Origin of the sequence: Methylotenera sp., from assembly GCF_029945535.1 — a bacterium.
Taxonomy (GTDB): Bacteria; Pseudomonadota; Gammaproteobacteria; order Burkholderiales; family Methylophilaceae; genus Methylotenera.
The window spans coordinates 93659-119405 of record NZ_JAQSCU010000008.1 but is presented as its reverse complement, the minus strand read 5'-3'; the positions used below and the strand labels follow the sequence as shown (position 1 = coordinate 119405).

Annotated in this window: 26 protein-coding genes; 17 read left to right on the top strand and 9 right to left on the bottom strand. The window is 43.6% G+C overall.

Features of this window, described 5'->3' with window-relative positions:
- Positions 1-11 precede the first annotated feature (11 nt).
- The 4 genes from PSU72_RS02765 to PSU72_RS02750 are packed head-to-tail and all read left to right on the top strand — an operon-like array spanning position 12 to position 4273.
- Entirely contained in the window at positions 12-1244 is a 1233-nt protein-coding gene (locus PSU72_RS02765; protein WP_300430430.1) for a glycosyltransferase, read from the top strand.
- A complete protein-coding gene (locus PSU72_RS02760; RefSeq protein WP_300430428.1) occupies positions 1241-2422 on the top strand; it encodes a glycosyltransferase family 2 protein in 1182 nt (393 codons plus the stop codon). Before PSU72_RS02765 ends, PSU72_RS02760 begins: the two co-directional genes overlap by 4 nt.
- A 26-nt stretch (positions 2423-2448) precedes the next feature.
- On the top strand, positions 2449-3228 hold the full coding sequence (locus PSU72_RS02755; RefSeq protein WP_300430426.1) for a WecB/TagA/CpsF family glycosyltransferase: 780 nt from the start codon (positions 2449-2451) through the stop codon (positions 3226-3228).
- 31 nt (positions 3229-3259) lie between these two features.
- Positions 3260-4273 carry an acyltransferase gene (locus PSU72_RS02750; protein WP_300430424.1) on the top strand — a complete coding sequence of 338 codons (1014 nt, stop codon included), beginning with the start codon at positions 3260-3262 and terminating at the stop codon, positions 4271-4273.
- A gap of 88 nt (positions 4274-4361) precedes the next feature.
- Here PSU72_RS02750 and gmhB read toward each other — a convergent pair whose 3' ends face one another.
- From gmhB to PSU72_RS02730, 4 genes are read right to left on the bottom strand one after another with little or no spacing between them, the layout of a single operon-like run.
- Entirely contained in the window at positions 4362-4934 is a 573-nt protein-coding gene (gene gmhB, locus PSU72_RS02745) for a D-glycero-beta-D-manno-heptose 1,7-bisphosphate 7-phosphatase (protein ID WP_300430422.1), read from the bottom strand.
- A gap of 25 nt (positions 4935-4959) precedes the next feature.
- Positions 4960-5667 carry a nucleotidyltransferase family protein gene (locus tag PSU72_RS02740; RefSeq protein WP_300430420.1) on the bottom strand — a complete coding sequence of 236 codons (708 nt, stop codon included), beginning with the start codon at positions 5665-5667 and terminating at the stop codon, positions 4960-4962.
- Positions 5664-6260 (bottom strand): D-sedoheptulose 7-phosphate isomerase, encoded by a 597-nt coding sequence (locus tag PSU72_RS02735; protein WP_300430418.1) that lies wholly within the window; start codon positions 6258-6260, stop codon positions 5664-5666. Before PSU72_RS02735 ends, PSU72_RS02740 begins: the two co-directional genes overlap by 4 nt.
- Complete coding sequence (locus PSU72_RS02730; protein ID WP_300430416.1) at positions 6257-7297, bottom strand: dehydrogenase; 1041 nt, start codon at positions 7295-7297, stop codon at positions 6257-6259. The genes PSU72_RS02735 and PSU72_RS02730 overlap by 4 nt, the downstream gene beginning before the upstream one ends.
- 370 nt (positions 7298-7667) lie before the next feature.
- On the opposite strand from PSU72_RS02730, the gene galU reads away from it, so the two are divergent.
- Positions 7668-8555, top strand: coding sequence for a UTP--glucose-1-phosphate uridylyltransferase GalU (galU, locus tag PSU72_RS02725; protein WP_300430414.1), 888 nt, complete (start codon positions 7668-7670; stop codon positions 8553-8555).
- 73 nt (positions 8556-8628) lie between these two features.
- Here galU and PSU72_RS02720 read toward each other — a convergent pair whose 3' ends face one another.
- Positions 8629-9303 carry a Crp/Fnr family transcriptional regulator gene (locus tag PSU72_RS02720; protein ID WP_300430412.1) on the bottom strand — a complete coding sequence of 225 codons (675 nt, stop codon included), beginning with the start codon at positions 9301-9303 and terminating at the stop codon, positions 8629-8631.
- Between the two features lie 148 nt (positions 9304-9451).
- On the opposite strand from PSU72_RS02720, the gene PSU72_RS02715 reads away from it, so the two are divergent.
- The 12 genes from PSU72_RS02715 (at position 9452) to PSU72_RS02660 (ending at position 20621) form a co-directional block, all read left to right on the top strand.
- Positions 9452-9877 (top strand): cytochrome c, encoded by a 426-nt coding sequence (locus tag PSU72_RS02715; protein ID WP_300430410.1) that lies wholly within the window; start codon positions 9452-9454, stop codon positions 9875-9877.
- A 27-nt stretch (positions 9878-9904) separates the two neighbouring features.
- Positions 9905-11281 carry a cbb3-type cytochrome c oxidase subunit I gene (locus PSU72_RS02710; RefSeq protein ID WP_300430408.1) on the top strand — a complete coding sequence of 459 codons (1377 nt, stop codon included), beginning with the start codon at positions 9905-9907 and terminating at the stop codon, positions 11279-11281.
- Between the two features lie 155 nt (positions 11282-11436).
- Positions 11437-12045, top strand: a complete 609-nt coding sequence (locus tag PSU72_RS02705; protein ID WP_300430406.1) for a cytochrome c oxidase subunit 3 family protein — start codon at positions 11437-11439, stop codon at positions 12043-12045.
- A gap of 7 nt (positions 12046-12052) precedes the next feature.
- Entirely contained in the window at positions 12053-12331 is a 279-nt protein-coding gene (locus tag PSU72_RS02700) for a cytochrome C oxidase subunit IV family protein (RefSeq protein WP_300430404.1), read from the top strand.
- Positions 12332-12380: 49 nt separating this feature from the next.
- Positions 12381-13163, top strand: a complete 783-nt coding sequence (locus tag PSU72_RS02695; protein ID WP_300430402.1) for a CbbQ/NirQ/NorQ/GpvN family protein — start codon at positions 12381-12383, stop codon at positions 13161-13163.
- 41 nt (positions 13164-13204) lie between these two features.
- Entirely contained in the window at positions 13205-15043 is a 1839-nt protein-coding gene (locus tag PSU72_RS02690) for a VWA domain-containing protein (protein ID WP_300430400.1), read from the top strand.
- 144 nt (positions 15044-15187) lie between these two features.
- Complete coding sequence (nirK, locus tag PSU72_RS02685; protein ID WP_300430398.1) at positions 15188-16729, top strand: copper-containing nitrite reductase; 1542 nt, start codon at positions 15188-15190, stop codon at positions 16727-16729.
- Between the two features lie 106 nt (positions 16730-16835).
- A complete protein-coding gene (locus tag PSU72_RS02680; protein ID WP_300430396.1) occupies positions 16836-17546 on the top strand; it encodes a formylglycine-generating enzyme family protein in 711 nt (236 codons plus the stop codon).
- Positions 17547-17558: 12 nt separating this feature from the next.
- Positions 17559-18149 (top strand): SCO family protein, encoded by a 591-nt coding sequence (locus PSU72_RS02675; protein ID WP_300430394.1) that lies wholly within the window; start codon positions 17559-17561, stop codon positions 18147-18149.
- Between the two features lie 37 nt (positions 18150-18186).
- Complete coding sequence (locus PSU72_RS02670) at positions 18187-19512, top strand: alginate export family protein (RefSeq protein WP_300430393.1); 1326 nt, start codon at positions 18187-18189, stop codon at positions 19510-19512.
- Between the two features lie 8 nt (positions 19513-19520).
- Complete coding sequence (locus PSU72_RS02665) at positions 19521-19982, top strand: hypothetical protein (RefSeq protein ID WP_300430391.1); 462 nt, start codon at positions 19521-19523, stop codon at positions 19980-19982.
- A 63-nt stretch (positions 19983-20045) separates the two neighbouring features.
- On the top strand, positions 20046-20621 hold the full coding sequence (locus PSU72_RS02660) for a nucleotidyltransferase family protein (protein ID WP_300430389.1): 576 nt from the start codon (positions 20046-20048) through the stop codon (positions 20619-20621).
- 3 nt (positions 20622-20624) lie between these two features.
- Here PSU72_RS02660 and PSU72_RS02655 read toward each other — a convergent pair whose 3' ends face one another.
- The 4 genes from PSU72_RS02655 to PSU72_RS02640 form a co-directional block, all read right to left on the bottom strand.
- The gene (locus PSU72_RS02655) at positions 20625-21608 is read right to left on the bottom strand and encodes an XdhC family protein (RefSeq protein ID WP_300430387.1); all 984 of its coding nucleotides are present in this window, start codon (positions 21606-21608) and stop codon (positions 20625-20627) included.
- 4 nt (positions 21609-21612) lie between these two features.
- Positions 21613-23790, bottom strand: coding sequence for a xanthine dehydrogenase family protein molybdopterin-binding subunit (locus PSU72_RS02650; RefSeq protein ID WP_300430385.1), 2178 nt, complete (start codon positions 23788-23790; stop codon positions 21613-21615).
- Positions 23791-23800: 10 nt separating this feature from the next.
- Positions 23801-24259 carry a 2Fe-2S iron-sulfur cluster-binding protein gene (locus PSU72_RS02645; protein WP_300430383.1) on the bottom strand — a complete coding sequence of 153 codons (459 nt, stop codon included), beginning with the start codon at positions 24257-24259 and terminating at the stop codon, positions 23801-23803.
- A gap of 353 nt (positions 24260-24612) precedes the next feature.
- Complete coding sequence (locus PSU72_RS02640; protein WP_300430381.1) at positions 24613-25728, bottom strand: MFS transporter; 1116 nt, start codon at positions 25726-25728, stop codon at positions 24613-24615.
- Positions 25729-25747: the final 19 nt, after the last annotated feature.

Genomic DNA, 25747 nt, shown 5'->3' with positions numbered 1-25747 from the left:
AGGAACAACATTTGAACAACATCAAAGTAGCATACCTAACCAGCCAATATCCTAAAGTGAGTCATAGTTTTATTAGGCGAGAAATTCTTGCCCTTGAAACTAACAACGTAGAGGTTAGCCGTATATCTGTGCGCGGTTGGGGGGATGAGCTAGTTGACCCTATTGATATACAAGAACGAGCTAAAACACAATATGTACTGAGAAATGGCGTTGCTGGCTTGTTGTCAGCTACTTTAAAGGTATTCTTGAGTAGCCCGGTCAGCTTTTTGAAAGCACTTGGTTTGGCTGTGAAGCTAGGTTTAAGAGCCGATAGGTCTTGGCCGTATCATTTGATTTACGTGCTAGAGGCGTGCCAAGTATTATTATGGCTTAAACAAAGTGATGCACAACATATGCATGTACATTTTGGCGCAAATGCTACCGAAGTGGCATTGCTGGTGCGCACGCTGGGTGGCCCTAGCTATAGTTTTACTATTCATGGCCCAGAAGAGTTTGATAAGCCTGAGTTTATCAAGTTAGCAGAAAAAATTAATGGTTGTGCTTTTGTCGTCGCAATTTCATCATATTGCCGCAGCCAAATTTTTCGCTGGATTCCTTACTCGCAATGGTCAAAGGTTAAAGAGGTGCATTGTGGTATTGAAGATGCCTTCCATAATATTAGCCCTGTACCTATCACGGCAAAGCCAAAGTTGGTATGTGTGGGTAGAATTTGTGAACAAAAAGGCCAGCTGTTATTAGTAGATGCGGCTAATATTTTAGCCAAAAAAGGCATTGATTTTGAATTGGTATTAGGCGGGGATGGCGAAATGCGCTCAGAGGTTGAGGCGCAAATTAAACGCTACGGCTTAGGCGACAAAGTGCGCATTACAGGCTGGATTAGTAGCGACCAAGTGCGCAATGAAATTTTAAATGCAAAAGCATTGGTATTGCCTAGTTTTGCTGAAGGTTTGCCAGTGGTGATTATGGAGGCTATGGCACTCAGGCGTCCTGTGATTAGCACTTATATTGCGGCCATTCCTGAGTTAGTGATTACTGGTGAAAATGGTTTTCTCTTCCCTGCGGGAGATGTGGATGCTTTGGCAGATACACTAGAGAAATTTTTAGCCTTACCCAATGAACAGTTAACGCAAATGGGTAATTTGGCATATAAACGTGTGTTAGAACGACATTCGGTGAGTATAGAAGCCGCCAAATTGGCGCAATTATTTAACGAAACAATTGCTAATAGCAAGGCTAGTGCATGATAGTGCTAGAAGTGCTTTTTTGTGTGGCTATTGCTGTAATCAGCATTCCAGTGGCTACTTTCTTCGTGCAAATTTTAATGTCGCTGTTGCCTATAAGCAATAAAAGTAGAAGTGAAAAATCGACCTCATTAACGACAATATTGATTCCTGCACATAATGAATCTACAGGGATCACTCAAACTTTACGGTCTATTAAGGCGCAATTAACAGCTAATGTTAAGGTACTAGTGGTGGCTGACAATTGTAACGATGATACGGCCACTGTGGCTAGAAGCCATGATGTTGAGGTGATTGAGCGGTTTCATGAGACCAAGCGTGGTAAAGGTTTTGCACTTGATTTTGGTATCCAACATTTGGCTAAAAATCCGCCAGATATTGTGTTAATTTTAGACGCAGATTGCGTACTAGGAACGAATGCAATTTCAATCTTAGTGAGTGAGGCCGTGCAATATAAGCGTCCTATACAGGGCTTATATTTAATGCATGCTAAGGCAGATTCACCACTGAAAATAAAAATTGCAGCGTTTGCTTGGGCAGTGAAAAACTGGGCTAGGCCATTGGGTTTTCACCGATTGGGCTTGCCCTGTCAGTTGATGGGTTCAGGAATGGCGTTCCCTTGGCAGGTGATTAGCCAAGTCAATTTAGCGAGTGGGCATATTGTGGAAGACATGAAACTGGGTGTGGATTTGGCTAAGTTAAAGCTTGCGCCAAGATTTTGCCCTGCTGCGCTCGTTACGAGCGAGTTCCCAAGTAGTGCCGAAGGTATTAAAACCCAGCGTACGCGCTGGGAGCACGGACATATTGGCATGATCGTTAAAGAGGGTTTGCCTTTAATTATGCAAAGTATTCAAAAAGTTAACTTAAATATGTTGGCTATCGCGCTTGATATGTGTGTGCCGCCACTTGCCTTGCTAGTGTTAATTATCTCCACATTAAGTACGGTTGGCGTGCTGATGGTGATACTGACTCAGCAACTGATGCCATGGTCTTGGATATTTTTAGATTTTCTATTGGCTGCTATGGCGGTGATATTGGCATGGTCTAAATTTGGTCGTAATATCGTCAAGTTTTCAGAGCTACTAATGGTTCCGTTTTATATCCTTGCAAAAATCCCTTTGTATATCAAATTTGTGTTTAAACGCCAATCTGAATGGGTGCGCTCTAAGCGCGATAATTAATTAAGCATTTGAGAAATTTAAAAAATATGGCAAATATTATTGCAAAGAAAATTAATATATTCGGTATTACGATTAATCCGCTCACGATGAATGAAGCCGTTGATTATGTGAGTACATGGATAAGGTTTGCAGAAAGTAACTGCAAATTTATAGTGACACCAAATGTAAACTGTGTGGTGCAGCTAAGTAAAAATCAAGCTTATCGAGATGCTTTTGAGAGTGCCTCAATGGTTGTGGCAGATGGTAAACCTGTGGTCTGGACTGCAAGATTAATGGGTGAAAGCATCCCCGGTACGGTCACTGGTAGTGACCTCGTGCCAGCCATTTTTCAACACTTTCATGATAATGCCGATGCTGAGTTAAAAGTCTTTTTGCTTGGCGCTATGCCTGGTGTAGCTGAAATTGCTGCTGGAAATATAGAACGCACATACCAACACGTTAAAGTCACCGGCTTGTATAGCCCACCGTTTGGTTTTGAAAAAGATGCCGTTGAATGTGAGCGAATTTGCCAACTGATTAGTGATTCTGGTGCAGACTTTTTGCTAATAGGACTTGGCGCGCCTAAACAAGCAACATGGGTAAATCAGTATGCTCGTCAATTACCCGTGAAAGTGGCAATATGTGCCGGCGCAACGATAGACTTTTTAGCAGGTAATAAACCACGTGCACCTAAATGGATGACTAATATCGGCATTGAGTGGTTTTACCGCATGATGACGGAGCCTAGGCGTTTGGCAAAGCGCTACGCAGGTGATGCCTTGGTGTTTCCAGGGTTAGTTTGGAAAGAGTGGACGAGTCGTCGTTAATTGAAATTAGGTGTTGGAGGAAATTGCAACGATGAGATTTGAAAAGCTAGACTTATTACGATTTGTTGGCCTTTCAATGATTATCTTGGCTCACTCATCGCCTGGGTCAGTTATATTCCAACTTAGAAATTTTGATGTTCCCTTAATGGTACTACTGTCTGGGGCAGTATTTGGACTATCGTACAAAGGCGAGAACTATTTCGCTTATGTTTGGAAGCGCTTTAAGCGATTGGTCTTGCCGGTCTGGGTTTTCCTCACGGTATATTTCTCAGCCATTTATATCACTGGCTACCAGCTCAACTCAGTCTCGTACGATGTTATATTTAATACTTATGCGCTACTCAGCGGAATTGGCTATGTATGGGTGATACGAGTTTTCTTATTGGTGGCTCTTATCGCCCCAGTTTTATATTGGTTGAATAAAAAACAGACTTCGACTTCAGTCTATTTGGTGGCGCTGCTTAGCATATATTTAATTTATGAATTTTTTGTTTTTACCAACAGCGAGTTGCTTGAAAAAGCCCCAGAGTCATTTACTTTACAAAGCATATTTTTACTAGTGGGCTATGGTTGCGTCTTTGCTTTAGGGTTGCGTATGCCATTATTAAAAACAAGGGCAATATTACTTCTTGCAGGATTTTTCTTTATAACCTTTACTTCGTATTTGCTCTATTATATTTTCACAACAGGTCATTTAAAATATACGCAAGCTTTTAAATACCCGCCAACCGGCTACTATTTTTCCTATGCTCTTTTTGCTGGATTTATCCTCTGGGTATTTTCAGATCGACTGTATGCCTATTCTGTTAAGATTCGGTTGAGTAAATTCATCTTATTTATTGCTAAAAACAGTATATGGATTTATATGTGGCATATTCCACTGATACAGGCCGTGCATCTTATATGGTTTGTTAAGTTCCCAATAGCCTTACTGGGTGCAACTTTAATAACATACATCCAAGTTACTGTTGTGACTCGGTTCTTGGAGCCAAGAATTTCTAACCATGTAGTAAGGAAAAATGTGCATTTGGTCTTAACTGGCTAATTAACTCCCAAAAGAAAATTCAATAATTTAACTCGTTATATTACCCCTGTAGCAAAATATAAAATCAATCACAGAAATCGTATACCAATTAAATTGAAGGTAACGTCACTTCACTAAGTGACGTTACAGCTTTAATCTGAAGTTCCTTCGCCTGAACTTGCTCTATTCCCGTGATAGTTCGGTCTATGCGATTACTAATAAATAGATTCAAATGCCCCACCCCGGCAGCAATAGCAGCCTCTAAATCAGATATATTGTCGCCAACCATCACAGAGGCTTGCATATCAATATTAAATGCGGCTTGCGCTTTTAAAAACATGCCCGGTGCTGGCTTTCGGCAATCGCACTCAGTATGGTATTCACCTAAACCGTGTACTGGGTGGTGTGGGCAAAAGTATATTTCATCAATATGTGCTTGATTGCGGCTGAATTCATTCTTCATCCAAGCGCTGAAATCTAGAAATTGAGCTTCAGTATAATAACCACGGGCAATTCCAGCTTGGTTGGTGACAACGATTACTTTATAGTCTAACGAATTTGCCCGTTTTACTAAGTCGAAAATGCCTTCTACGAACTCGCATTCTGCGGCCTGATGTACGTAGCCTTTATCTATATTGATGACGCCATCTCTATCTAGAAACAGCGCGGGGGTGAGTGTCATGAATGGTAGGCTTACTTATTGAATGTTATTTTTTTAATACCATATTTGGTACTTTTTCTTGAGCTAGCGCGTAGTCTTCTGGGATGCCAATATCAATAAAATCTGTGACTTCGCTATAGGCAATCAAATTTAAGCTGTTGATGTGTTTCATTAGAATATCTGCTTCGAATGAAAACTTTTGTGGCAGATTAAAATCATTAAATAATGACTTATTCAGCAAGTAAATACCTGCATTTATTAAACCTGCACCAGTTTTGCCTTTTTCAGCAAAGCCCGTAATTTGGTTGCCATCAACAATGACTGTGCCATATCGGCCCGCATCTGTAACTTTGGCTACGGCTAAAAACAGTTTTGAAGCAAAGCTATTTGCGAAATTTATAAAGTCATTTAAGTCTGTCATGGCCAACGTGTCGCCATTTAACACTAAAACTTCTTGTTCTGGAATTTGTTGGCAAGCATTCATAATTGCTCCACCAGTGCCTAGCGGCTCAGTTTCTACAATATAGTGAAGATTCATTTGATTGAATTTTGCACCAAAATAACTTTGTATATGCTCATGCATATAGCCAACTGATAGATACACCTCTTTGGCGCCTTGGTTTTCAAGCTGCTGTAATAGCCACCATAAAAATGGTTTGCCATTCACATCTGCCAAGGGTTTAGGTAGGTCTGGCACAACACTTTTAAGGCGCGTACCAAAGCCGCCTGCTAGAATTAGAACTGGATGCATCATGTTGGTGCGTATTGTTCGCGTGGGAATATTTTAAGCTCTACTAAGCCACAAATAATATGGCCTAAGAGCAAATGGCCTTCTTGTACTTTTGGCGTTTCAGGAGACGGAATCTCTATAGAGAAATCGACTAGGTCTGGACGGCTCCAGCCATTTTGACCTGTAAAGCCAATGACTTTCAAACCTAGTTGTTTTGCTGTTTCCATTGCAGCGATAATATTCGCTGACTTACCCGAGGTTGAATATGCCCAGAAAATATCGCCTGGTACACTGACTGCTTGAATTTGCCTAGAAAATAACTTGTCGTAGCCATAATCATTGCCAATAGCCGTTAATATTGAGGTATCCACTGTGAGTGCAAATGCAGCTAAACCAGGTCTGTCATAATTAAAGCGGCTGACAAACTCACCTGCAATATGTTGCGCATCCGCCGCGCTACCACCATTACCAGCCAGCAAAACTTTATTTTTGTTGCCAAGGGCTGAGCAAATTTCAGTCACGCAAACTTCAACTTGCGAAAGTAATTTCTCGTTGCCCAGAATGCTAGAAAACGTATTGATTGACTTTTCAATCTCTTGATTGATGAATGATCTCAAGCTTTTCTCCATGATTGAGTGCCCGTATCAGTAAAGTTACATGTTGATACTTGGCCGTTAAATTTAGAAAGTGCGCGCATTACGTAGGGGCGCTGTGCTGGGTCAACAAAAAACATAATGAATCCACCGCCGCCTGCGCCTGAAACCTTGCCCGCTTTTGCGCCAGCAGCAATAGCCGCATTATAAATCTCTTCTATCATTGGGTTGGAAATACTCTTAGCCATTTTCTTTTTAGACTCCCAACCATGCTGCATAGAGGCCGCAAAAGCATCGAAATCAGCTTTTAATATAGCTTCTTTCATACTGACGGCTTCCGCTTTAATTGCATGTAAAGGCTCTAGATATTTAGCATCGCCTGTTTTTACATTAGTCGTTTGCTCGTCAACCAGCTTAGCAGACTCTCTAGAAACGCCCGTGTAAAACAGCACTAATGATGATTCCAACTCGGCTTTAATGTGAGCCTTAATGCGGAGTGGATTAACAATCACGCGATCTTTATAAAACTCCATAAAGTTTAGCCCGCCAAAAGTGGCAGCGTATTGGTCTTGCTTACCACCTGTTAAGCCTAAGTCATTACGCTCGATTTGATAAGCAAGTTGCGCAATTTCATACTCACCTAAAGGTAAGGAGAGCAGCTCGCAGAACGCCTGTACTAAGGCAACAACCATAGTCGACGACGAGCCTAAGCCTGAGCCTGGAGGCGCTTCAGAGTGTGTGATAATGCTAAGCGATAGCGGCTTGTTGTTGTTGAAGTCTTTGATGATGCGGTTATACACACCTACATGTAAATCTACACCAGAAACACGTTCCAGCTTAGATGACATTTTGCCAAACCAGCGATTGTTATTATCCGCAGCAATCAGCTCTACATGGTCATCGTTGCGACGTATGATGGTTGCGTAAGCATATTTATCTATAGTCACGTTAAGGACTAAACCGCCAAATTCGTCTGAGTAAGGGGATACATCTGTACCGCCGCCTGCTAAACCTAATCTTAGGGGGGCTCTAGCTCTTATTGTTGAATTGTCGTTATTCATTAGTTAATAATTTTTAATTGGGTTAAATGCTTAGGCATACTTTAGGATTTAAAAAATTCACTTTTAATGAAGCAAGCATTATGCCAAATTCAAGTAGATAGTATTTGCGAACTTTTTAGTAAGTTTAGACTAATTGTAGATAATTTTCATCATAGCTATGAAAGTATACGCTGTTCGCAACTTAAAAATGCAAAGATATTGAGTCGTTATAACTATAGATTTAGGTAAGTTAAATCAGGTGTTTTTAACAAAAATGAGGTTTCAATGATTAACTTTGTACAATACAAATCAATTACAAATTTGGTGTAGTCAGTACTGTTGTATGTGAATATAATTGAAATGTTGTTAACTTACTTGATGATTGGTCATAATGAAAAAAGTTACTAAAGCAGTTTTCCCAGTTGCCGGTTTAGGCACACGTTTTTTGCCAGCTACCAAAGCAAATCCAAAAGAAATGCTACCCATTGTAGATAAGCCATTGATTCAATATGCGGTTGAAGAAGCGGTTGCGGCGGGAATTACTGATTTAATTTTTATTACGGGTAGAAATAAGCGTTCTATATCTGACCATTTTGATATGGCGTATGAGTTAGAGAATGAGCTTGAGCGTAACGGTAAAACCGAGTTGCTTAAAATTGTACAAAATATTGTTCCTAAAAACGTTAACTGTATTTATATTCGCCAAACGCAAGCGTTGGGTTTAGGCCATGCGGTGCGTTTAGCTAAGCCTGTGGTGAATGACGATGCTTTTGCTGTCATTTTGGCAGATGATTTGCTCGACGGTAAAATGCCAATCATGAAGCAGATGGTTGAGGCTTATGATTACTACCGTTGCTCACTTTTAGGCGTTGAAAATGTCCCAGCGGATCAAACCAAGAGCTATGGTATTGTGGCAACTACGCCACTCAACAAAAATATTGAGCAGGTTTCAGCGATTGTAGAAAAGCCAGATCCAAAAGATGCGCCATCTACATTGGCGGTGGTTGGACGTTATATTCTTACCCCTAGAATTTTCCATCATTTAGACAATGTTAAAGCGGGCGCTGGTGGTGAAATACAATTAACGGATGGTATTTCAGCATTATTAACCGAAGAGCAAATCTTAGCGTATCGATTTGATGGTGTTCGTTATGATTGCGGTTCTAAATTTGGTTATTTAGAAGCAACGATTCGCTTAGGGCTAAAACATCCTGAGGTTTCTAAGGACTTGCGCGCTTTGTTAGAGTCTATCGTGAATGATAAAAAGAAAACTAGCTAAAACCTGAATTGGTTTTAAGTTTAAAAATGCCCGCAGTGATGCGGGCATTTTTATTTGTTTAACGGAATTAGTGTTATTCGAAATTACGTAAGCCAGCGACGTTGGTAATGACGATTTCCTTACCGTTAACTTCAATGAGTTTAGCGGTTTGTAACCTAAGCATCACGCGCGAGAGTGTTTCAGGCGTGATGTTGAGCATGGATGCAATTGTCAGTTTATTCGCAGGTAATTGCACTCGTTCTGGATTAGGCGAGTCAGCGCTAATCTGTAATAAATAGCCAATAAGCCGTTGTGTACTATTTTGCAATGAAATAGATTCTATATCGTTCACTAGTTGGCGGTTACGAGCAGATATACCAGCCAACATACGCCTCACCACGGTCACGTCGTTATCCAGAATATCAAAAATTGCATCTCTGGTAATTAGTAATACTTTGGAATCTAAAGTTGCCTGCGCATATATTGGAAACGTGCGCTCTAAAAACAAGACTGCCTCACCGAAGCTTTCACCCGGCTGAATCAAGCCAATGACTTTTTCATCACCTTGTGGAGAAATCACGCCAAGTTTAATCTGACCTTCAAGTAGTAAATAAAAGCCATGTGCTCTGTCTCCACGGTTAAACAAGATGCCTCCTCTTGGCGCATCTATCATTCTAGTGCCATTGGCTAGCGGCTCAATTTGAGCAGGCTGAAGCTCTGAGAACATGTAGAACTGAGACAGTCTTAGAGCAATATGCGCTTTATCCATTGTTATTTCCCTGATATTTTTTATAAAAGTATTGTGTACTAAATTACTCAAGTTTCAAAACTTGATTAGCGTCAAGAACTAAAGAATGGTCACCTGTTATTGTTCGTCTTGTATTTTTATTAACTCTGTCATTAAAAGGAGCAATGTTATGAGCGCAACTTTCACTAAGTCCATGGCGCGAAATGTTTTTTACGGTGGGGGAGTGTTCTTCTTCCTTTTGTTTCTCGCACTGACTTTCGACACCATGAAAGTCTTACCTAAGCGAGACAATAGCCAAAACATTACGCCTGCCGTAGCACACGGCAAAAAACTGTGGGAGACCAACAACTGCATTGGTTGCCATACATTATTAGGCGAGGGTGCATATTTTGCGCCTGAACTGGGCAATGTTTACACCCGTCGCGGACCTGATTTTATTAAAGCTTGGATCAAAGGTCAGCCTACTGGCGTGCCGGGACGTCGTCAAATGCCACAATTTAATCTAAGCGATGCAGATATTGATGATGTTGTTGCGTTCCTCAAATACGCTTCAGAAATCAACACTAACAAATGGCCGCCAAACATTGAAGGCTAATTCGTCATTTTCTAAGGAGATCACAAAATGAAATATAAATCTCAGGCAGTGGCGAAGCTTTATTTTATCGCTGCTATAGGCCTTTTTCTTGGTCAGATTCTGTTTGGTCTGATTATGGGACTACAGTATGTGGTTGGGGATTTTCTATTCCCGGCTATTCCTTTTAACGTGGCTCGGATGGTGCATACCAACCTGCTGATTGTTTGGCTGTTGTTTGGTTTTATGGGAGCATCATATTATTTGATTCCCGAAGAATCAGAAACTGAGTTGTTTAGTCCTAAACTCGCCATTATTACCTTTTGGGTATTCTTAGCCGCTGGCGCTATTACAGTACTGGGCTATTTGCTAGTACCTTACGCATCATTAGCTAAATGGACAGGGAACGATCTACTCAATACCATGGGGCGCGAATTTCTAGAGCAGCCATTACCAACCAAAGTGGGTATCGTATTAGTCGCCTTATCTTGGTTATTTAATATCGTCATGACCGTGCTCAAAGGCCGCAAGACTGCTATCAGTTTAGTGTTGTCATTAGGTATGCTCGGTTTAGCGGTATTTTTTCTGTTCTCGTTCTATAACCCGGTCAACCTTGTAAAAGATAAATTTTACTGGTGGTGGGTAGTGCATCTTTGGGTTGAAGGTGTATGGGAATTGATTTTGGGTGCGATGTTAGCTTTCGTGTTAATCAAAGTCACAGGTGTAGACCGTGAAGTGGTTGAAAAATGGTTGTACGTGATTATCACTATGACTTTGGTGACGGGCATCATCGGTACAGGTCACCATTATTTCTGGATTGGCGCTCCTGCATACTGGCAATGGTGGGGTTCAGTATTCTCAGCATTAGAACCTATACCATTTTTAATGATGACTATATTTGCATTCAATATGGTGAATAAACGCCGTCGGGAGCACCCAAATAAAGCAGCAGTTTTATGGGCACTTGGCACGAGTGTAATGGCATTCCTGGGCGCCGGTTTATGGGGTTTCTTGCATACGCTAGCCCCAATTAACTATTACACACATGGTACACAATTGACTGCGGCACATGGGCATTTAGCGTTCTTTGGCGCCTATGCATTAGTGGTGTTAACCATGATCTCTTACGCAATGCCAGTGTTACGTGGTCGTGCTGCTAATCCTGAAAGAGCGCAAATTATGGAAATGTGGTCATTTTGGTTAATGACAATCTCAATGTTCTTTATTGCTCTGTTCCTAACAGGTGCTGGCGTTGTGCAAGTCTGGTTGCAACGCCTCTCACCAACGCCAATGAGCTTTATGGCGGTGCAAGATCAAATATCGATCTTCTACTGGGCGCGTGAAGCAGCTGGGGTGGTGTTCTTGATAGGACTGTTGCTCTACATTGGCAGTTTCTTTGTTAAAGGTGATAGCCACGCATTTGAGTAATTAAGTAAGAAGGGTAGTGAAGGTAAAAGAGGAGTTTTGGCTCCTCTTTTACATTACTTTCAATTGGTTTTTGTAACTTGATTTACATCATAGAGTAATTTGATTTAGCAGTGCATCATGCACTCAAGACTAATCAATTCATATATTGGAATTTAGTGAACCCTAATTTAGTGAACATTCATCTAGTGAACAGCAATAGCACTCATCATAAAGAAGATCTTCCAGGTGATTTTGCTATCTGGATTTTCATTTTTGCGGAAATGCTAGCATTTGGTGTGCTATTTGTGGCTTATGCCTTTACCCGCGCTAACAATGTTGAGCTATTCAATGCATCGCAGCTGACATTAAGTCGTACCTCTGGCGCAATCAACACGCTGGTGCTGATTACCAGCAGTTACTTTGTAGTTCAAGGCGTTGCTGCCATTAAACGTGGTTTAAATAAACAATGTGCGCATTGGCTGACAGGAGCTTTTTTACTTGGCGGCGTATTTGTCGGCATCAAAATAGTGGAATTCCACGCTAAGTTCGCTGCTGACATCACCATGAGTACCAACAATTTTTATATGTTTTACCTATCTCTCACGTTTTTTCACTTTATGCATGTACTGATGGGCATGATTATTCTTGCATGCATTATCGTTAAAGCGCGTCGTAGTGCTTACAGTGCCCAAGACTATGTTGGCGTTGAAACTGGCGCCTCGTTTTGGCACATGGTGGATTTTCTATGGATTATTTTATTCCCACTGGTTTACATCATACGTTAGGAAAACTATGAGCAACGATAGAGCACAATCTAAGCTATTTCCCACAACCATTTGGCTAGTGCTGGTGGCGTTGACCATTGCGACCTTTAGCTTAGGTGAGGCGGGATTGTCGGGCAAAGGCGTCATGCTTACGCTATTAGCCATCACTATGATTAAAAGTCAGTTGGTCGCTAATTATTTTATGGCTTTGCGCAAAACTAAGTTCTTGTGGCGCGCCATTATGTTTGGATATTTCATTATCGTTGGCGGCTTGATCGCCATGGCTTATTTAATGGGCCTTAAATAAAATTAAACGCATTTAAGCGACTAAATTTAAAAGTAATACGGGAAACATTATGGAAAACTTACCATTTTATCAATCGCAAGGCAGCGAAATAGAGCTTTTTGAGCGGGCATGGCGTAACAATCTGCCTTTGCTCATTAAGGGGCCAACTGGCTGTGGTAAAACACGCTTTGTTGCACACATGGCAGCAAAGCTTAATTTGCCGCTCTATACCGTAGCCTGTCACGATGATCTCACCGCGGCTGACTTGGTAGGTCGCCATCTGATTGTTGATGGTCAAACCGTATGGAGCGATGGCCCTTTAACGCGGGCAGTGCGTGAGGGTGGTATTTGCTATTTGGATGAAGTAGTAGAAGCGCGTAAGGACACAACGGTTGTCTTGCATCCGCTGGCTGATGATAGGCGTATATTGCCGATAGACCGCACTGGTGAAATATTGGCCGCACCACCATCTTTCATGTTGGTGGTTTCTTATAACCCCGGCTATCAAAATTTTCTAAAAGGCATGAAGCCATCTACACGGCAGCGTTTCATTTCACTTGCTTTTGATTTCCCCTCCGCCGCGCGAGAAGAAGCTATTCTGATTGGCGAAACAGGTGTCGATGAAATGTTGGCAAAACGCCTAGTTTCTATCGCCAATGCATTCCGTGCATTGCGCGACCATGATTTGGAAGAGGTCGCCAGTACGCGCTTATTAGTGTATGCCGCCACTCTGATTAAAGATGGTTGTGAGCCAACACTGGCTTGTCAAGCTGCCTTAGTTGAGACGTTGACCGATGACCCTGAAACAGCGGTGGCTCTGCGAGAAGTGATTGATGCGACTTTTGGACTTTAGCCTGAGCGCGATGAAGTCACCTTATCTGAATAGAAGCTAACATGGAAGAATACGTCGGTGAGTTATGGCATAAATTGGTCACACGTGTTGCCGATAAGCAGCATGTGGGGGCTGCCGTTAGCTTAGATGAAATCAGCAAAACTGCCGCTATTTTTTTTCGCGCTTTGGGTGGTGATGCAGGCTTAAACCTCTCTGCAGCGCCTTCTACTCGACATGGCGCGCGTCGTGGCTGGCGAGATAGACTTGCCAGCAGTGGTGAGCGGGTTGAGTTATCTTGGCGCGATGGCGAAACTTTACGTTTACCTGAAAAAATAGACCTATTCACAGAGCGTAGCCTTAATCGCGATTTATATCTATGGCTAGTGGCGCTGTCTGCGGCTGATGTTAACGATAGCTTACCTTGGATTGTTCGCAATCAGACGGCGACGTTGGCAACACTTGCACGTTTCCCAGGTTTGGGTTCTCGATACAATCGTCTCGTGGACGCGCTTCTACCTTTGCGCACCTTGCCATCTAAACTGCCTAGCGATGAAGCTGCACAAGAGCTAGCCATTCGCCAGGCACTTCAACAACCAGGCAGCATTCATACTTTGCCACTATCGAAGAAACCATTTCAACCAGTACCGCTGTGGACGCACCCAAGCCCGCCAGTCAGTGTGAGCAATAAAGTTAGCACCAGTGATGGTGCGCCTGAACGAGAGCAATCTGACGATAAAAATGTTGCGAAAAGTCGTCGTAAGCATGCCGCTGAACGCACCGACATGCCTGATGGTAAAGACGGGTTTCTCATGATGTTTCGCGCCGAGAGCTTATTTTCATGGACTGAATATATCAATGTGAATCGTCCGCAAGATGAAGAGGATGATATTGAAAGCGCCGCTCTTGCCGCAGAAGATATGGATAGTATGACCGTGGCTCGCGACGGTGAAACAACTGTGGCGAAACTGCGTTTCGACCTAGACCTACCAGCCGCAGGTGAGGATGACGCGCCGCTGGGAGAAGGCATTTCATTGCCTGAATGGGATTATAAAAAACAAGTGATGCAGCCAGATTATTGCCGTCTGCAAGAGTGTATATCCCCACAAGCTCAGCCATGCGAATTGCCACCACACTTACGTCGCACCGCGAGGCGCTTGCGTAGTCAATTTCAGGCACTGGCACCAACCAGAACTTGGTTAAAAGGCCAGCAAGATGGCGAAGAGATAGATCTGGATGCGTGGGTGCGGCAAGAAGCTGATTTGCTTAGCGGCGCACATGCAGATAGCCGCGGCATGTATCGAGCGCAAGTGAATCAGCAACGTGATTTGGCATGCTTGCTATTGGCGGACTTATCGCTATCTACCGATGCTTATGCTTCTGACCATGCACGCGTGATTGACGTGATACGTGATAGTTTATTTTTATTTTCTGAAGCGCTTTCCGCAACGGGTGATCGTTTCGCTATGTACGGCTTTTCATCGCTCAAACGCGGCAACGTGCGCTTTAATCGCTTAAAAAGTTTTGATGATCGTTATGATGGCCTTGCGCGAGGTCGTATTCAAGCCATTAAACCAGGCTACTACACGCGCATGGGCGCAGCAATCCGCCAAGCCAGTGCTTTACTTGCGGCGCAGCCACAACGTCAGCGCCTGTTGCTATTGCTGACCGATGGTAAACCTAATGACTTAGATCGCTATGAAGGGCGCTATGGTATTGAAGATACGCGCATGGCGCTACACCAAGCACGCCAGCTTGGTTTACGACCATTCTGTGTGACGATTGATAATGAAGCTAACGAGTATCTACCGCATTTGTTTGGCGTAGGCGGGTTTGCCGTGATACGGAAACCAGAAGATTTACCTAAAGAACTTCCGTTGTTGTATGCGCAGATGACGCGCTAGAAGAACCTTTAATAATTAATTACGGGGTTCTTGATACTGGTCAAGTTAATCTAAATAGTTAGCCGCTATTCTGTCTTCAAGGTGCGACACATGGTCGCAAACATTTGAAAAAAATGTCATACCTATCGTCAAAGGGAGGTAATCATGTTCAGTTTCAAGAGCCAATTTAATATCAAGACCTTTAATTCCAAGACCTTAAATTTCAAGACTAAAGTACTCGTGACTATGGTGAGTGCGGCATTAGCACTGGTTTCATGCGCTCAAGTCGCTGAACAATCGGCATCACAGTCAACGTCAAGTAGTGCAAAAAAAGACACCAGCGCTATTGGGCAACTGCCTGTTATACAAGCAGTTTTAACGCATGCCCCGAATGTGCCGCCACCAATTACCCGTAATTACGCTGCAAAAGTAGTCATCAATGTAGAAACGCAAGAAAAAGTGATGCGCATGGCTGATGGCGTGGACTATATGTTCTGGACGTTTGGCGGACAAGTGCCGGGGCAGTTTATGCGCGTTCGTGAGGGTGATGAGGTTGAGTTTAACTTATCCAATAGCCCAGACTCCAAGATGCCACACAACATTGATTTACATGCAGTGACTGGCGCAGGCGGCGGGGCTGCATCATCTTTCACAGCCCCTGGTCATACCTCTACATTCAGCTTTAAAACACTCAATCCTGGTTTATACGTCTATCACTGCGCCACAGCGCCAGTGGGCATGCACATTGGTAACGGTATGTATGGTTTGATTTTGGTAGAACCTAAAGCTGGCTTATCAAAAGTTGACCGTGAATATTATGTGTTGCAAGGTGATTTCTACACCAAAGGTAAATATGGCGAAGCTGGCTTACAACCGTTTGATATGGAAAAAGCTATTAAAGAGCAACCAGATTACGTGGTATTTAACGGCTCAGTGGGCGCACTCAATGGTGAGAAGGCGATTACCGCCAAAGTAGGTGAAACAGTGCGTTTGTTTGTGGGTAATGGTGGCCCGAATATGGTGTCTTCGTTCCACGTCATTGGTGAGATTTTTGACAAAGTTTACGTAGAAGGCGGCAAGTTAGAAAATCACAATGTCCAAACAACTCTAGTACCAGCTGGTGGTGCCGCCATTACTGAATTTAAGGTAGATGTTCCGGGCACGTTTATTATGGTTGACCATTCCATTTTCCGCGCCTTTAACAAGGGTGCTCTTGGTATGTTGAAAGTCACCGGCCCAGAAGACAAAATCATTTACTCAGGTAAACAGGCTGATAAAGTTTACTTGCCAGAGGGCTCAGCCACACAATCAATCGCTAACCCGACCGCTGCAGTGGTTAAAACCTTAACTAAAGACGAGCAAATCGCCCAAGGTCAAAACGTATTCGAGAATAACTGCTTAGCATGTCACCAATCTAATGGCGAAGGCATTCCGAACGCATTCCCACCGTTGGCTAAATCTGATTTCTTAAATGCAGACCATGACCGTGCGATTGGCATCTTGCTACACGGTCGCTCAGGCCCGATTACGGTGAATGGCAAAAACTTTGACAGTGTGATGCCTGCTATTGCTCTTAATAATGAGCAAATTGCGAATGTCTTAACTTATGTGTTGAACAGTTTTGGCAATAATGGTGGTCAGGTCACACCCGCCCAAGTTGATAAACAGCGTAAGGTCGCTCCTGCAAATTCTGACAACCATGGCTAGTCACTAAGGCTAGCAGCTAAGGTTGACTATGTTGCGATACTGTCTTGCTCTTATGGTGTTCATTCCCCCTAGCACTTGGGGGCAAGATAGTATGGCAAACCATGGCATGGCTAATATTACGGCGGGTGAGTATCGCCCGCTGTATCTTAGTTCTGACAGCCCATTAGTGAGTATGGCGCCATTTAAGTTGGATAAGCAGCCTGTCACCAATCGCGAGTTTCAACAGTTCGTGGTGAAAAATCCAAAGTGGCAGCGTGATGCTGTCCCCAGTTTGTTTGCTGAAAATGCATATTTAAATCATTGGGAAAAATCAGCTAATCAATACCAGCCCAGCTTTACTGATTTAGAAAAGCCTGTGATTTATGTCTCTTGGTATGCAGCACAAGCTTATTGTCAGGCACAGCAGAAGCGTCTGCCAACCGTTGCTGAATGGGAGTATGTGGCGCAGGCCTCATTTACTCAGAAAGATGGAAGCCAGGAAAAGGACTATAACCAAAAGATATTGGATTGGTACGCGAAGGCTGCTAAACAGCAACCTGCAGAAGTCGGTAAAGATGAGGCTAACTATTGGGGCGTACATAATATGCATGGCTTGATTTGGGAATGGACTGAAGACTTTAATTCAAATCTTATTAGTGGTGAATCGCGTGATGACAGCAGTGTGAATAAAGACCTTTACTGTGCGTCAGGTAGCGCTGGAGCAGTGAATCCCAGCGATTACGCAGCGTTTATGCGCTATGGATTTCGTTCTAGTCTCAATGCCAAGTTTACACTGAGTAGCTTGGGTTTCAGGTGCGCGGCAGATGGCAATGATTAAGGATTACACCAAATGATTCACACCATGCGAATGTTAATAATAGCTTTGTTATTTAGTTTCAGTAGTTCAGTCTTTGCTGCATCTGATTTGCCGAGCGACTCTGTTTATCAAGTCGGCGGTACATGGCTAACAGAAAATAATGAGTCTATTCAACTAGAGTCTTTAGCAGGTAAGCCGCAGCTTATTGCATTGATTTACACGGGCTGTTCTAACGCTTGTCCGATTATTGTGGAAAGTATGAAGCGTGTAGAAAAACAAGTTCCAGCAAATATGCGCAGTAAGATGGGCTTCGTGCTGGTTTCACTTACGCCAGATACCGACTACCCAAAAACGCTCAAAGCTTTTGCCGAAAAAAAGGGGTTGAATTCAAACTGGAAGCTACTTCGCGGCAATAACGAATTAGTTCGCACACTTTCTAATGCGCTTAATGGAAGGTACAAAGTCATTAAAGATGGTGATGTTGCCCACTCCAACACAGTCACGCTACTAGACAGCCAAGGTCAAATTCAAATGCAGACCAGCGGAACGCTAACAGGAATTAAACCGATTCTGGACTTAGTTGCGAAGGAATACTCGGCTAGTCCGACTGATGCAACACGCTGATTGATTATGAATATTTTAAACACGATAGGGTATTGATATGAAACGCGCATCAAGCATTTTACTGGCAGTTATTGCGGCATTTTACGCCTTGCCGACCTTGGCTGAAGATGTCGCCAAAACAGAGACGCCAACAACGCTGATGGAAGCAATCACTATGGGTAAGCCTATGACCAGCTTTCGTCTACGTTATGAGAATGTCGATCAAGATGGTAAGGCAGAGCAATCTAACGCTTGGACTATGCGGAGTCTAATTGGCTGGCAAACCAAACCACTTAATAATTTCAGTATTGCCGCACAACTAATAAACGTAGCACAGTTCAATCATGATTTTTATGATGGCACCAATACAACTTTTGGAGGCGCTACTCCGGCAGATAAAAAGAATTTCCCATTAGTTGTTGATCCCGATTACACAGGTGTTAACCAATTTTTTATTGAATGGACAGGCATACCAGAGACCAAAGTAAGAGTAGGGCGCCAATCAGTCAAGCTCGATAATGTGCGTTTTGTGGGAAATGTTGAATTCCGCCAAATCATGCAGGTGTTTGATGGTATTGCCATTGAGAACAAAAGCGTTCCAAATGTAGAAATCTATGCAGCTCACTTTGAAGGGCTTAGACGCATCACTAGCGAATACTTAAGCGATGGCAACGTCGATATTGCGCATGCCAGTTGGAAGTATTCTCTCACTGAAAGTTTGATAGGCTATGGCTACTTCCAAGCCATGCCGCTTAATGGCTTTACTTACCCAACAACAGGCGCAGCTTTCATCAACAACTCAAGTCGTACCCTTGGATTACGTGCAGATGGCAGTCACAAGGTAGATGCCGACTGGAAAGTGCTTTATACCGCTGAATGCGCAAAGCAGGATGATTACCGTGGTGGTGACAGTCGCATTGATGCGCACTATTGGCGACTTGGCGCTGGTGCAGGGTTTGGCAATTGGTCAGCCCGATTAGATCGCGAAGTACTTTCTAGTAACAACAGCTTATATGGATTTCAAACGCCATTAGCAACAGGGCATTTATTCCAAGGTTTAGGTGACTCATTCTTAACCACGCCAAAAGATGGCATAGAAGATACGTTCATCACGCTCAATGGCAAGGTTTATGATGTGCAATTATCGGCTGAGTACCATTGGCTTAACTCTGATAAAAATTTTACTGCAGCTGGCAGTGCACCAAATAGTAGTCAATACGGCAAAGAGTTAGATTTAGTAGCTGGGTATAACTACAATAAAAACTGGAGCGGTAAATTAGAGTACTTTAGCTTCAAAGAAAATGAATTGTATGGCTCGGTTGCCGCTGCAAGTCGTAAACGCGACATCGATAAATTGCTAGCAACGGTGATGTATATGTTTTAATGGTGTGCATGAGAAATTACAAAATATTATGGGGTGTGATTGCATTACTAATGTTAGCACTCACTACCATTGCTTATAAGCTGGTGCAAGGGAATGTCACCCCATCTGACGACAATAGTATAGCGGTGAATCTAAGTAAAAATGAGCGCAATTTTGTATTAACTGAAATGCGGAACTTCCTTATTACAACGCAGGGTGTAAGTGAAGCCATTACTAACAAAGATTTGGAACTTGCGGCTAAGCTTGCCACGCAGGCGGGAATGCAAACTGAAAAGGATGCTCCAAGCTCGCTACTGCCAAAGATCCCGCTCGCAATGAAAACGCTAGGCTATGACACGCACCAAAAGTTCGACCAAATCGCCTCAGATGCTCTACAACTAAAAAATCCAATGCATAGCCGCCAACAGCTAGATGCCCTCATGAAAAACTGTATTGCCTGTCATGCCAGCTTTAAAATTCTAGAGCGTTAAAATCGCTTAGCCGTTGTATGATGGGCATCACTTTCTACGCAATTAAAACTTAGGATTGTATCAATGATAGGTATTTTATTGGCGGCGGGCTTCTCTAGACGATTTGGCGCCTCCAACAAATTATTACAAGTTTTGCCAGATGGTAGCCCCATAGCGCAGGCGTCAGCTAAAAGACTAATTGAGGCCATTCCACTTTCTATTGCAATTGTTAGACCTGAAAATAAGGTGTTAGCGCAGTTGTTGCAAGATGCAGGACTTAAGGTATTTTTTTGCACCGAGCAAGAGACAGAGATGGCAGATAGCTTATCTGCAGCAATTAAATTTTCTGCTGCCTTTAGAGACTCGAGTGATGGTTTTGTGATTGCGTTGGCGGATATGCCGTATGTTGACTCAAAGACTACAGCTGCAATCGCTTCTAAATTAAGTGAAGGTGCATCTATCGTTGTACCTACTTATCAAGGCAAGCGAGGGCATCCTGTTGGGTTTTCTGCCAAATTTCGCACTGAGCTTGAAAGCTTGCATGGCGATGAGGGCGCGCGGTCGATACTTAAACGTTACCCGGAAGAGATTATCTTTTTAGAATGTGATGACTCAGGAATTCTGACCGATATTGATACCCCAGCAGACCTGATACTTTAAGTATTAGGCGGCGCAATACTCATAGATTGGATTTTCAGCATTAGCCTTTAATTGTTGCGCCCGCACTTGAATAAGCTCAGCAAGTATCGCAATCGCGATTTCAGCTGGCGTGCGACTGCCGATAGATAGGCCAACAGGGCCATGCAATGTAGCAATCTCTGATTCAGTCAGGTCGAACATACGCATGCGCTCACGACGCTTTACTTGATTTTTGATTGAGCCCAGCGCCCCAACGTAGAATGCATTGGATTTGAGTGCTTCAAGTAATGCCATATCATCTAGTTTAGGGTCATGTGTGACGGCTACAATGGCTGTGTAGGCATCGGGGTTTATTTCCACCACGGCATCGTCTGGCATTTCATAAATCCACTCCACGCCTTCTACGTGCCACTCGGCACGAATATCTGCACGAGGGTCACAAATAAGTACGTCAAAATCCAGTACCTGTGCCATGCTTGCTAAAACAGAACCAAGTTGATTGGCGCCAATAATCAGTAAGCGCCATTGCGGCCCAAAGTAGCTGTGGAACCAATCGCCGTCAATTCTTGGCGGTCCTTCAGGTAGCACCTGATTAATCTTTACTTGTTCTGTACTCAGGCTAACGGAACGCTTGATTAACTTACGCTGCTCAATACTTTGCAATAGCAATGATAAGTGTGCTGAATCATTTAAAGGTTCGACAAATATCTGTAGACGACCGCCACATGGAATACCGAATCGATGCGCATCATCATTGCTGACGCCGTATTCCAGTACCGTGGCTGATAGTGGTAATTCCTGATGGCGCGCTTTGTCGGCAAGGTCATCTTCAATACAACCCCCAGACACCGAGCCAATAAGATGCCCATCTTCGCGCACAACCAGTAATGCACCTGGTAGACGTGGTGCCGACCCCCAAGTGTGCATCACGGTAAATAAATGCGCTTTATAGCCACTATCTAGCCATTCAACAGCTCGGCTCAGCACTTCCCAATCGAGCGATTTCATTTTCTTAAGCCAGTTGATTGCCAATTGGCAAGCTGCGTATGCGTTTACCTGTCGCAGCAAAAATGGCATTAGTGACTGCAGGTGCTACAGGCGGTAAACCAGGCTCGCCTGCACCACCCATTTTTTCAGTACTTTGAACAATGTAAACCTCAACTTTAGGCATGTCGGCCATGCGCATCACCTTATAGTCATGAAAGTTTGATTGCTCTACCATGCCATCTTTAAAGGTGATTTCACTTTGCATTGCAGCACCAAGACCGAAAGAAATAGACGACTCCATTTGTGCTTTCAGAGAATCTGGATTGACCGATAAGCCGCAATCAATCGCACATACCATGCGATGTACTTTAACGACACCTTTATCTACGGAAACCTCTGCAACCTGTGTTACAAAGCTACCAAAAGATTCATGTACCGCAATTCCTCGAAATACGTCTTTAGGTAAGGGCTTGCCCCAGCCAGCTTTCTCTGCCGCTAAGTTCAGTGCAGCTAAGTGTCGCGGGTGATCTTTCAATAAGGCGCGACGATATTCCAGCGGGTCTTTTTTCGCTGTGTGTGCGAGTTCATCAATCAAACTTTCCATCACAAGTGCACTATGGCTGTGGCCCACTGAGCGCCACCAAAGCACCGGAATGGCAGTTTTTGCTGTGTGCAGACTGACTTGATAATTAGGGACGCTTTTCAAGTATGGAGAGTCCGCAACACCTTCCACAGAAGTTGCATCCACGCCTTCTTTAATCATAAATGCTTCGAATGGAGTTCCCAATAGGATGGATTGGCCAACAATCGTATGCTCCCAAGTCGCTGGCATACCGTTAGCATCTAAGCCAATTTTAGCTTTATGTAGATACATAGGGCGGTAGTAACCACCTTTCACATCATCCTCACGGCTCCATACGGTTTTCACAGGAACGCCAGCAGCCTTTGCAACTTGAACGGCTTCAGAGACAAAGTCAGCCGCTGGATTGGCACGTCTGCCAAATCCGCCGCCAAGGAATAAGGTGTGTATTGTTACCTGTTCAGGTTTTAATCCAAGTATTTTTGCAGCAGCTTGTTGGTCGGTACCCTGCATTTGTGTGCCAGTCCAAATTTCACAGGCGTCTTTACTGATTTTCACTGAGCAATTTAGCGGCTCCATCGGCGAGTGAGCTAAATACGGTAAAACATATTCTGCTTCAACAGTTTTTGTGACTTTAGCGGATGCAGTTTTAATGTCACCAGCTTTAGCGGCCGTTAATCCTTGGGTAGCAGCCATTTTGCGGTATTCACTGACTAAGGCTTTTGAATCAAGACCTGCGTTTGGTCCTAAATTCCACTCCACTTTAAGTGCCTCACGACCTTGCTTTGCTGCCCAGTAGTTATCGGCAATCACCGCCACTCCAGACGGCACTTGCACTACTTGTTGCACCCCTTTAATTTTCTTTGCGGCGCTAGCATCAAAAGACTTCACAGATCCGCCAAATACTGGAGAGCGTGCGACCATAGCGGTCATTAAACCCTCAAAGTGAATATCCTGACCGAAGATGGCTGTGCCGTTAATTTTTTCAGGGCCATCAAGGCGTTTAGTGGCTTTGCCGATGATCTTCCAGTCTTTTGGTTGTTTCAGCGTGACCGCTTTCGGTGTTTCCAGCTTGGCTGCAGCTTCAGCTAAATCACCATAGCTAATTTTTTTATCGCCACTGATGGCGAAACCGTTTTCTGTTTTGATGCTTTCGGCGGTAACACCTAATTTTTTCGCTGCTGCATTGACCAGCAACGCACGTGTCAATGCACCAGCTTGGCGATAGCGGTCAAACTCAGACCACGTGGTTGAAGAGCCTCCAGTGATTTGAATACCATAAGCGGTGTGAATATATTCTGGCGCAGCAGGTGCATGCATCACTTTAACTTTGCTTAAGTCTACATCCAATTCTTCGGCAATCAACATTGGTAGTGTGGTCCAAATACTTTGACCCATTTCACTGTGTGCCAACATGACTGTAATCGTGTTGTCCGTATCTATGCGCAAAAATGCGTTTGGGGTTGGCAGTTTATTACCTTCTTCAGCTGCATTAGCCTCTGGAATACCTGGTAGCAAAAAGCGCTTAGCGTTTGGGATGGAGAATGCAATCACCAGCCCGCCAACAGCTAATGCAGTGGCTTTAATAAAAGTGCGTCTTGAAATATTTAACGGTGAGTTCATGGTCGGATCCTTAAGCTAACTTGTTGGCTGCTTCGTGGATAGCCGCACGAATTCTTGGATAAGTGCCGCAACGGCAAATGTTGCCGCTCATTGCCGCATCAATATCGTCATCTGTAGGTTTCTTATTGCTAGTGAGTAGGGCGGTTGCCGCCATGATCTGACCAGATTGGCAGTAACCACACTGCACTACGTCAACGGCACTCCATGCAGCTTGTACGACCTGACCGACTTTGTCATTTTGCATATGCTCGATAGTGGTGATTTTTTTACCGACAGCTGCGGTGACTGGCGTCACGCAAGACCGAATCGCTTGACCGTCAAGATGCACTGTACAAGCGCCACATTGCGCCATGCCGCAGCCGAATTTAGTACCCGTCAAATGCACAACATCTCGTAATGCCCATAATATTGGCATATCTTCTGGTGCATCGAGTTGTACATCTTTACCGTTAATGTTCAAAGTAATCATGTTGGATTGTCCCTTGTTTGGTTCTATTGGTTTGACTCTGTTGGTTCGATTTTGATTATGGCTTTATCTTAAAACGTAGCTTAGTCTTAATATATTTCGATTGTTAAACAGGTTTAAAAATTTAACATCACTTTTATTGATAATCGATACTATCGCATAGTGTTAGTTGGCACAGTATGGAATAATTTGGAATTGATAATTCCAAATAGTGGAGTAATTGTGGGCATGTAATTAATCTAGTCAATATCGTTCTTCTGTGCCAATTCACTCGCTTTAAAATACTTGTTGCAACTACTTTACTCTAGTTTGAAATTCTATTCAGGTAATAGTTAAATAATTTTTACTAGCTGCTTCTAAGGTTTAATGCGACTGCCATTTCCAACCACAAATGATGACAAAACTAAAAGCACGATGCCGCCCATCAGTGTTGCGGCGATTGAAGTATGATCTAAGAGTAGTCCACCAAATGAAGCTCCCATCATAATGGATAGTTGAATAGCTGCCACAAAAAGACCGCCGCCACTCTCAGGCTCATCACTGATTCCTTTACTTAGCCAAGTTGACCAAGCTACTGGAATTGCCGCGTTTAGAGTCCCCCATGCAATCATGGTAATCCCCACAGCCCACATGATATGTCCTGTAACCAGCATAATAAGGGTAACTCCGCCTAGCGTTAACGGAAGCCACCTTAATAATGCATAAAGATGCTTATTAAGCAGTGAAGTGGCTAAATAAGTGCCAGCAAATCCAGCTAGTCCCAACCCGAGTAGCAACAATGAAAGTTGAGGCACAGTGACGTGTGTATAGGTTTCAAGAAAAGGTCTCAAATATGTAAATATCGCAAACGCACCTGAGAAGGTTAACATCACACCGAGCATGGCAAAGGCGACATTTCGGCGCTTTAGCAATTTGAATAGATTGCTAACAGGTTTATTTTTTTCTGGCGGCATAGATGGTAGGCTAAGCCACAACCAAATCAAATTTATAATGACCAGTGGAGCGAGCATCCAAAATGCGCCACGCCAACCGATAATAGAACCTAAATAGCTTCCAATTGGTGCGGCAAAAGCGGTAGCAATGGCATTCCCCATAAACATCACCCCCAGTGCTTTGGGAACGGATTCCTCTGATACTAACCGCATAATCGTGGCCGTAGCGAGCGCCCAAAATCCACCAATGGTTATTCCTAAAAAAGCACGCGCCATCATCAGTGTGCTAAAACTTTTAGCCTCGGCAATTAGGAGTAATGATGTCAGCATCACTCCTGTGAGGGCTATTAATACGTGGCGTCTGTCGTAGCGGCTAGCAATGGACGGTATGAGCAAACTTGTGACTACTGCGAATAAACCTGAAATAGAGATTGCTTGCCCCGCCATTCCCTGCGTTGCGCCAAGGTCAGCCGCAATTGGCGTTAATAAGCTAACTGGCATGAATTCTGAGGCGATTAGCATTGCTACGCACATTGACATGGAGCAGACGGCGCTCCAT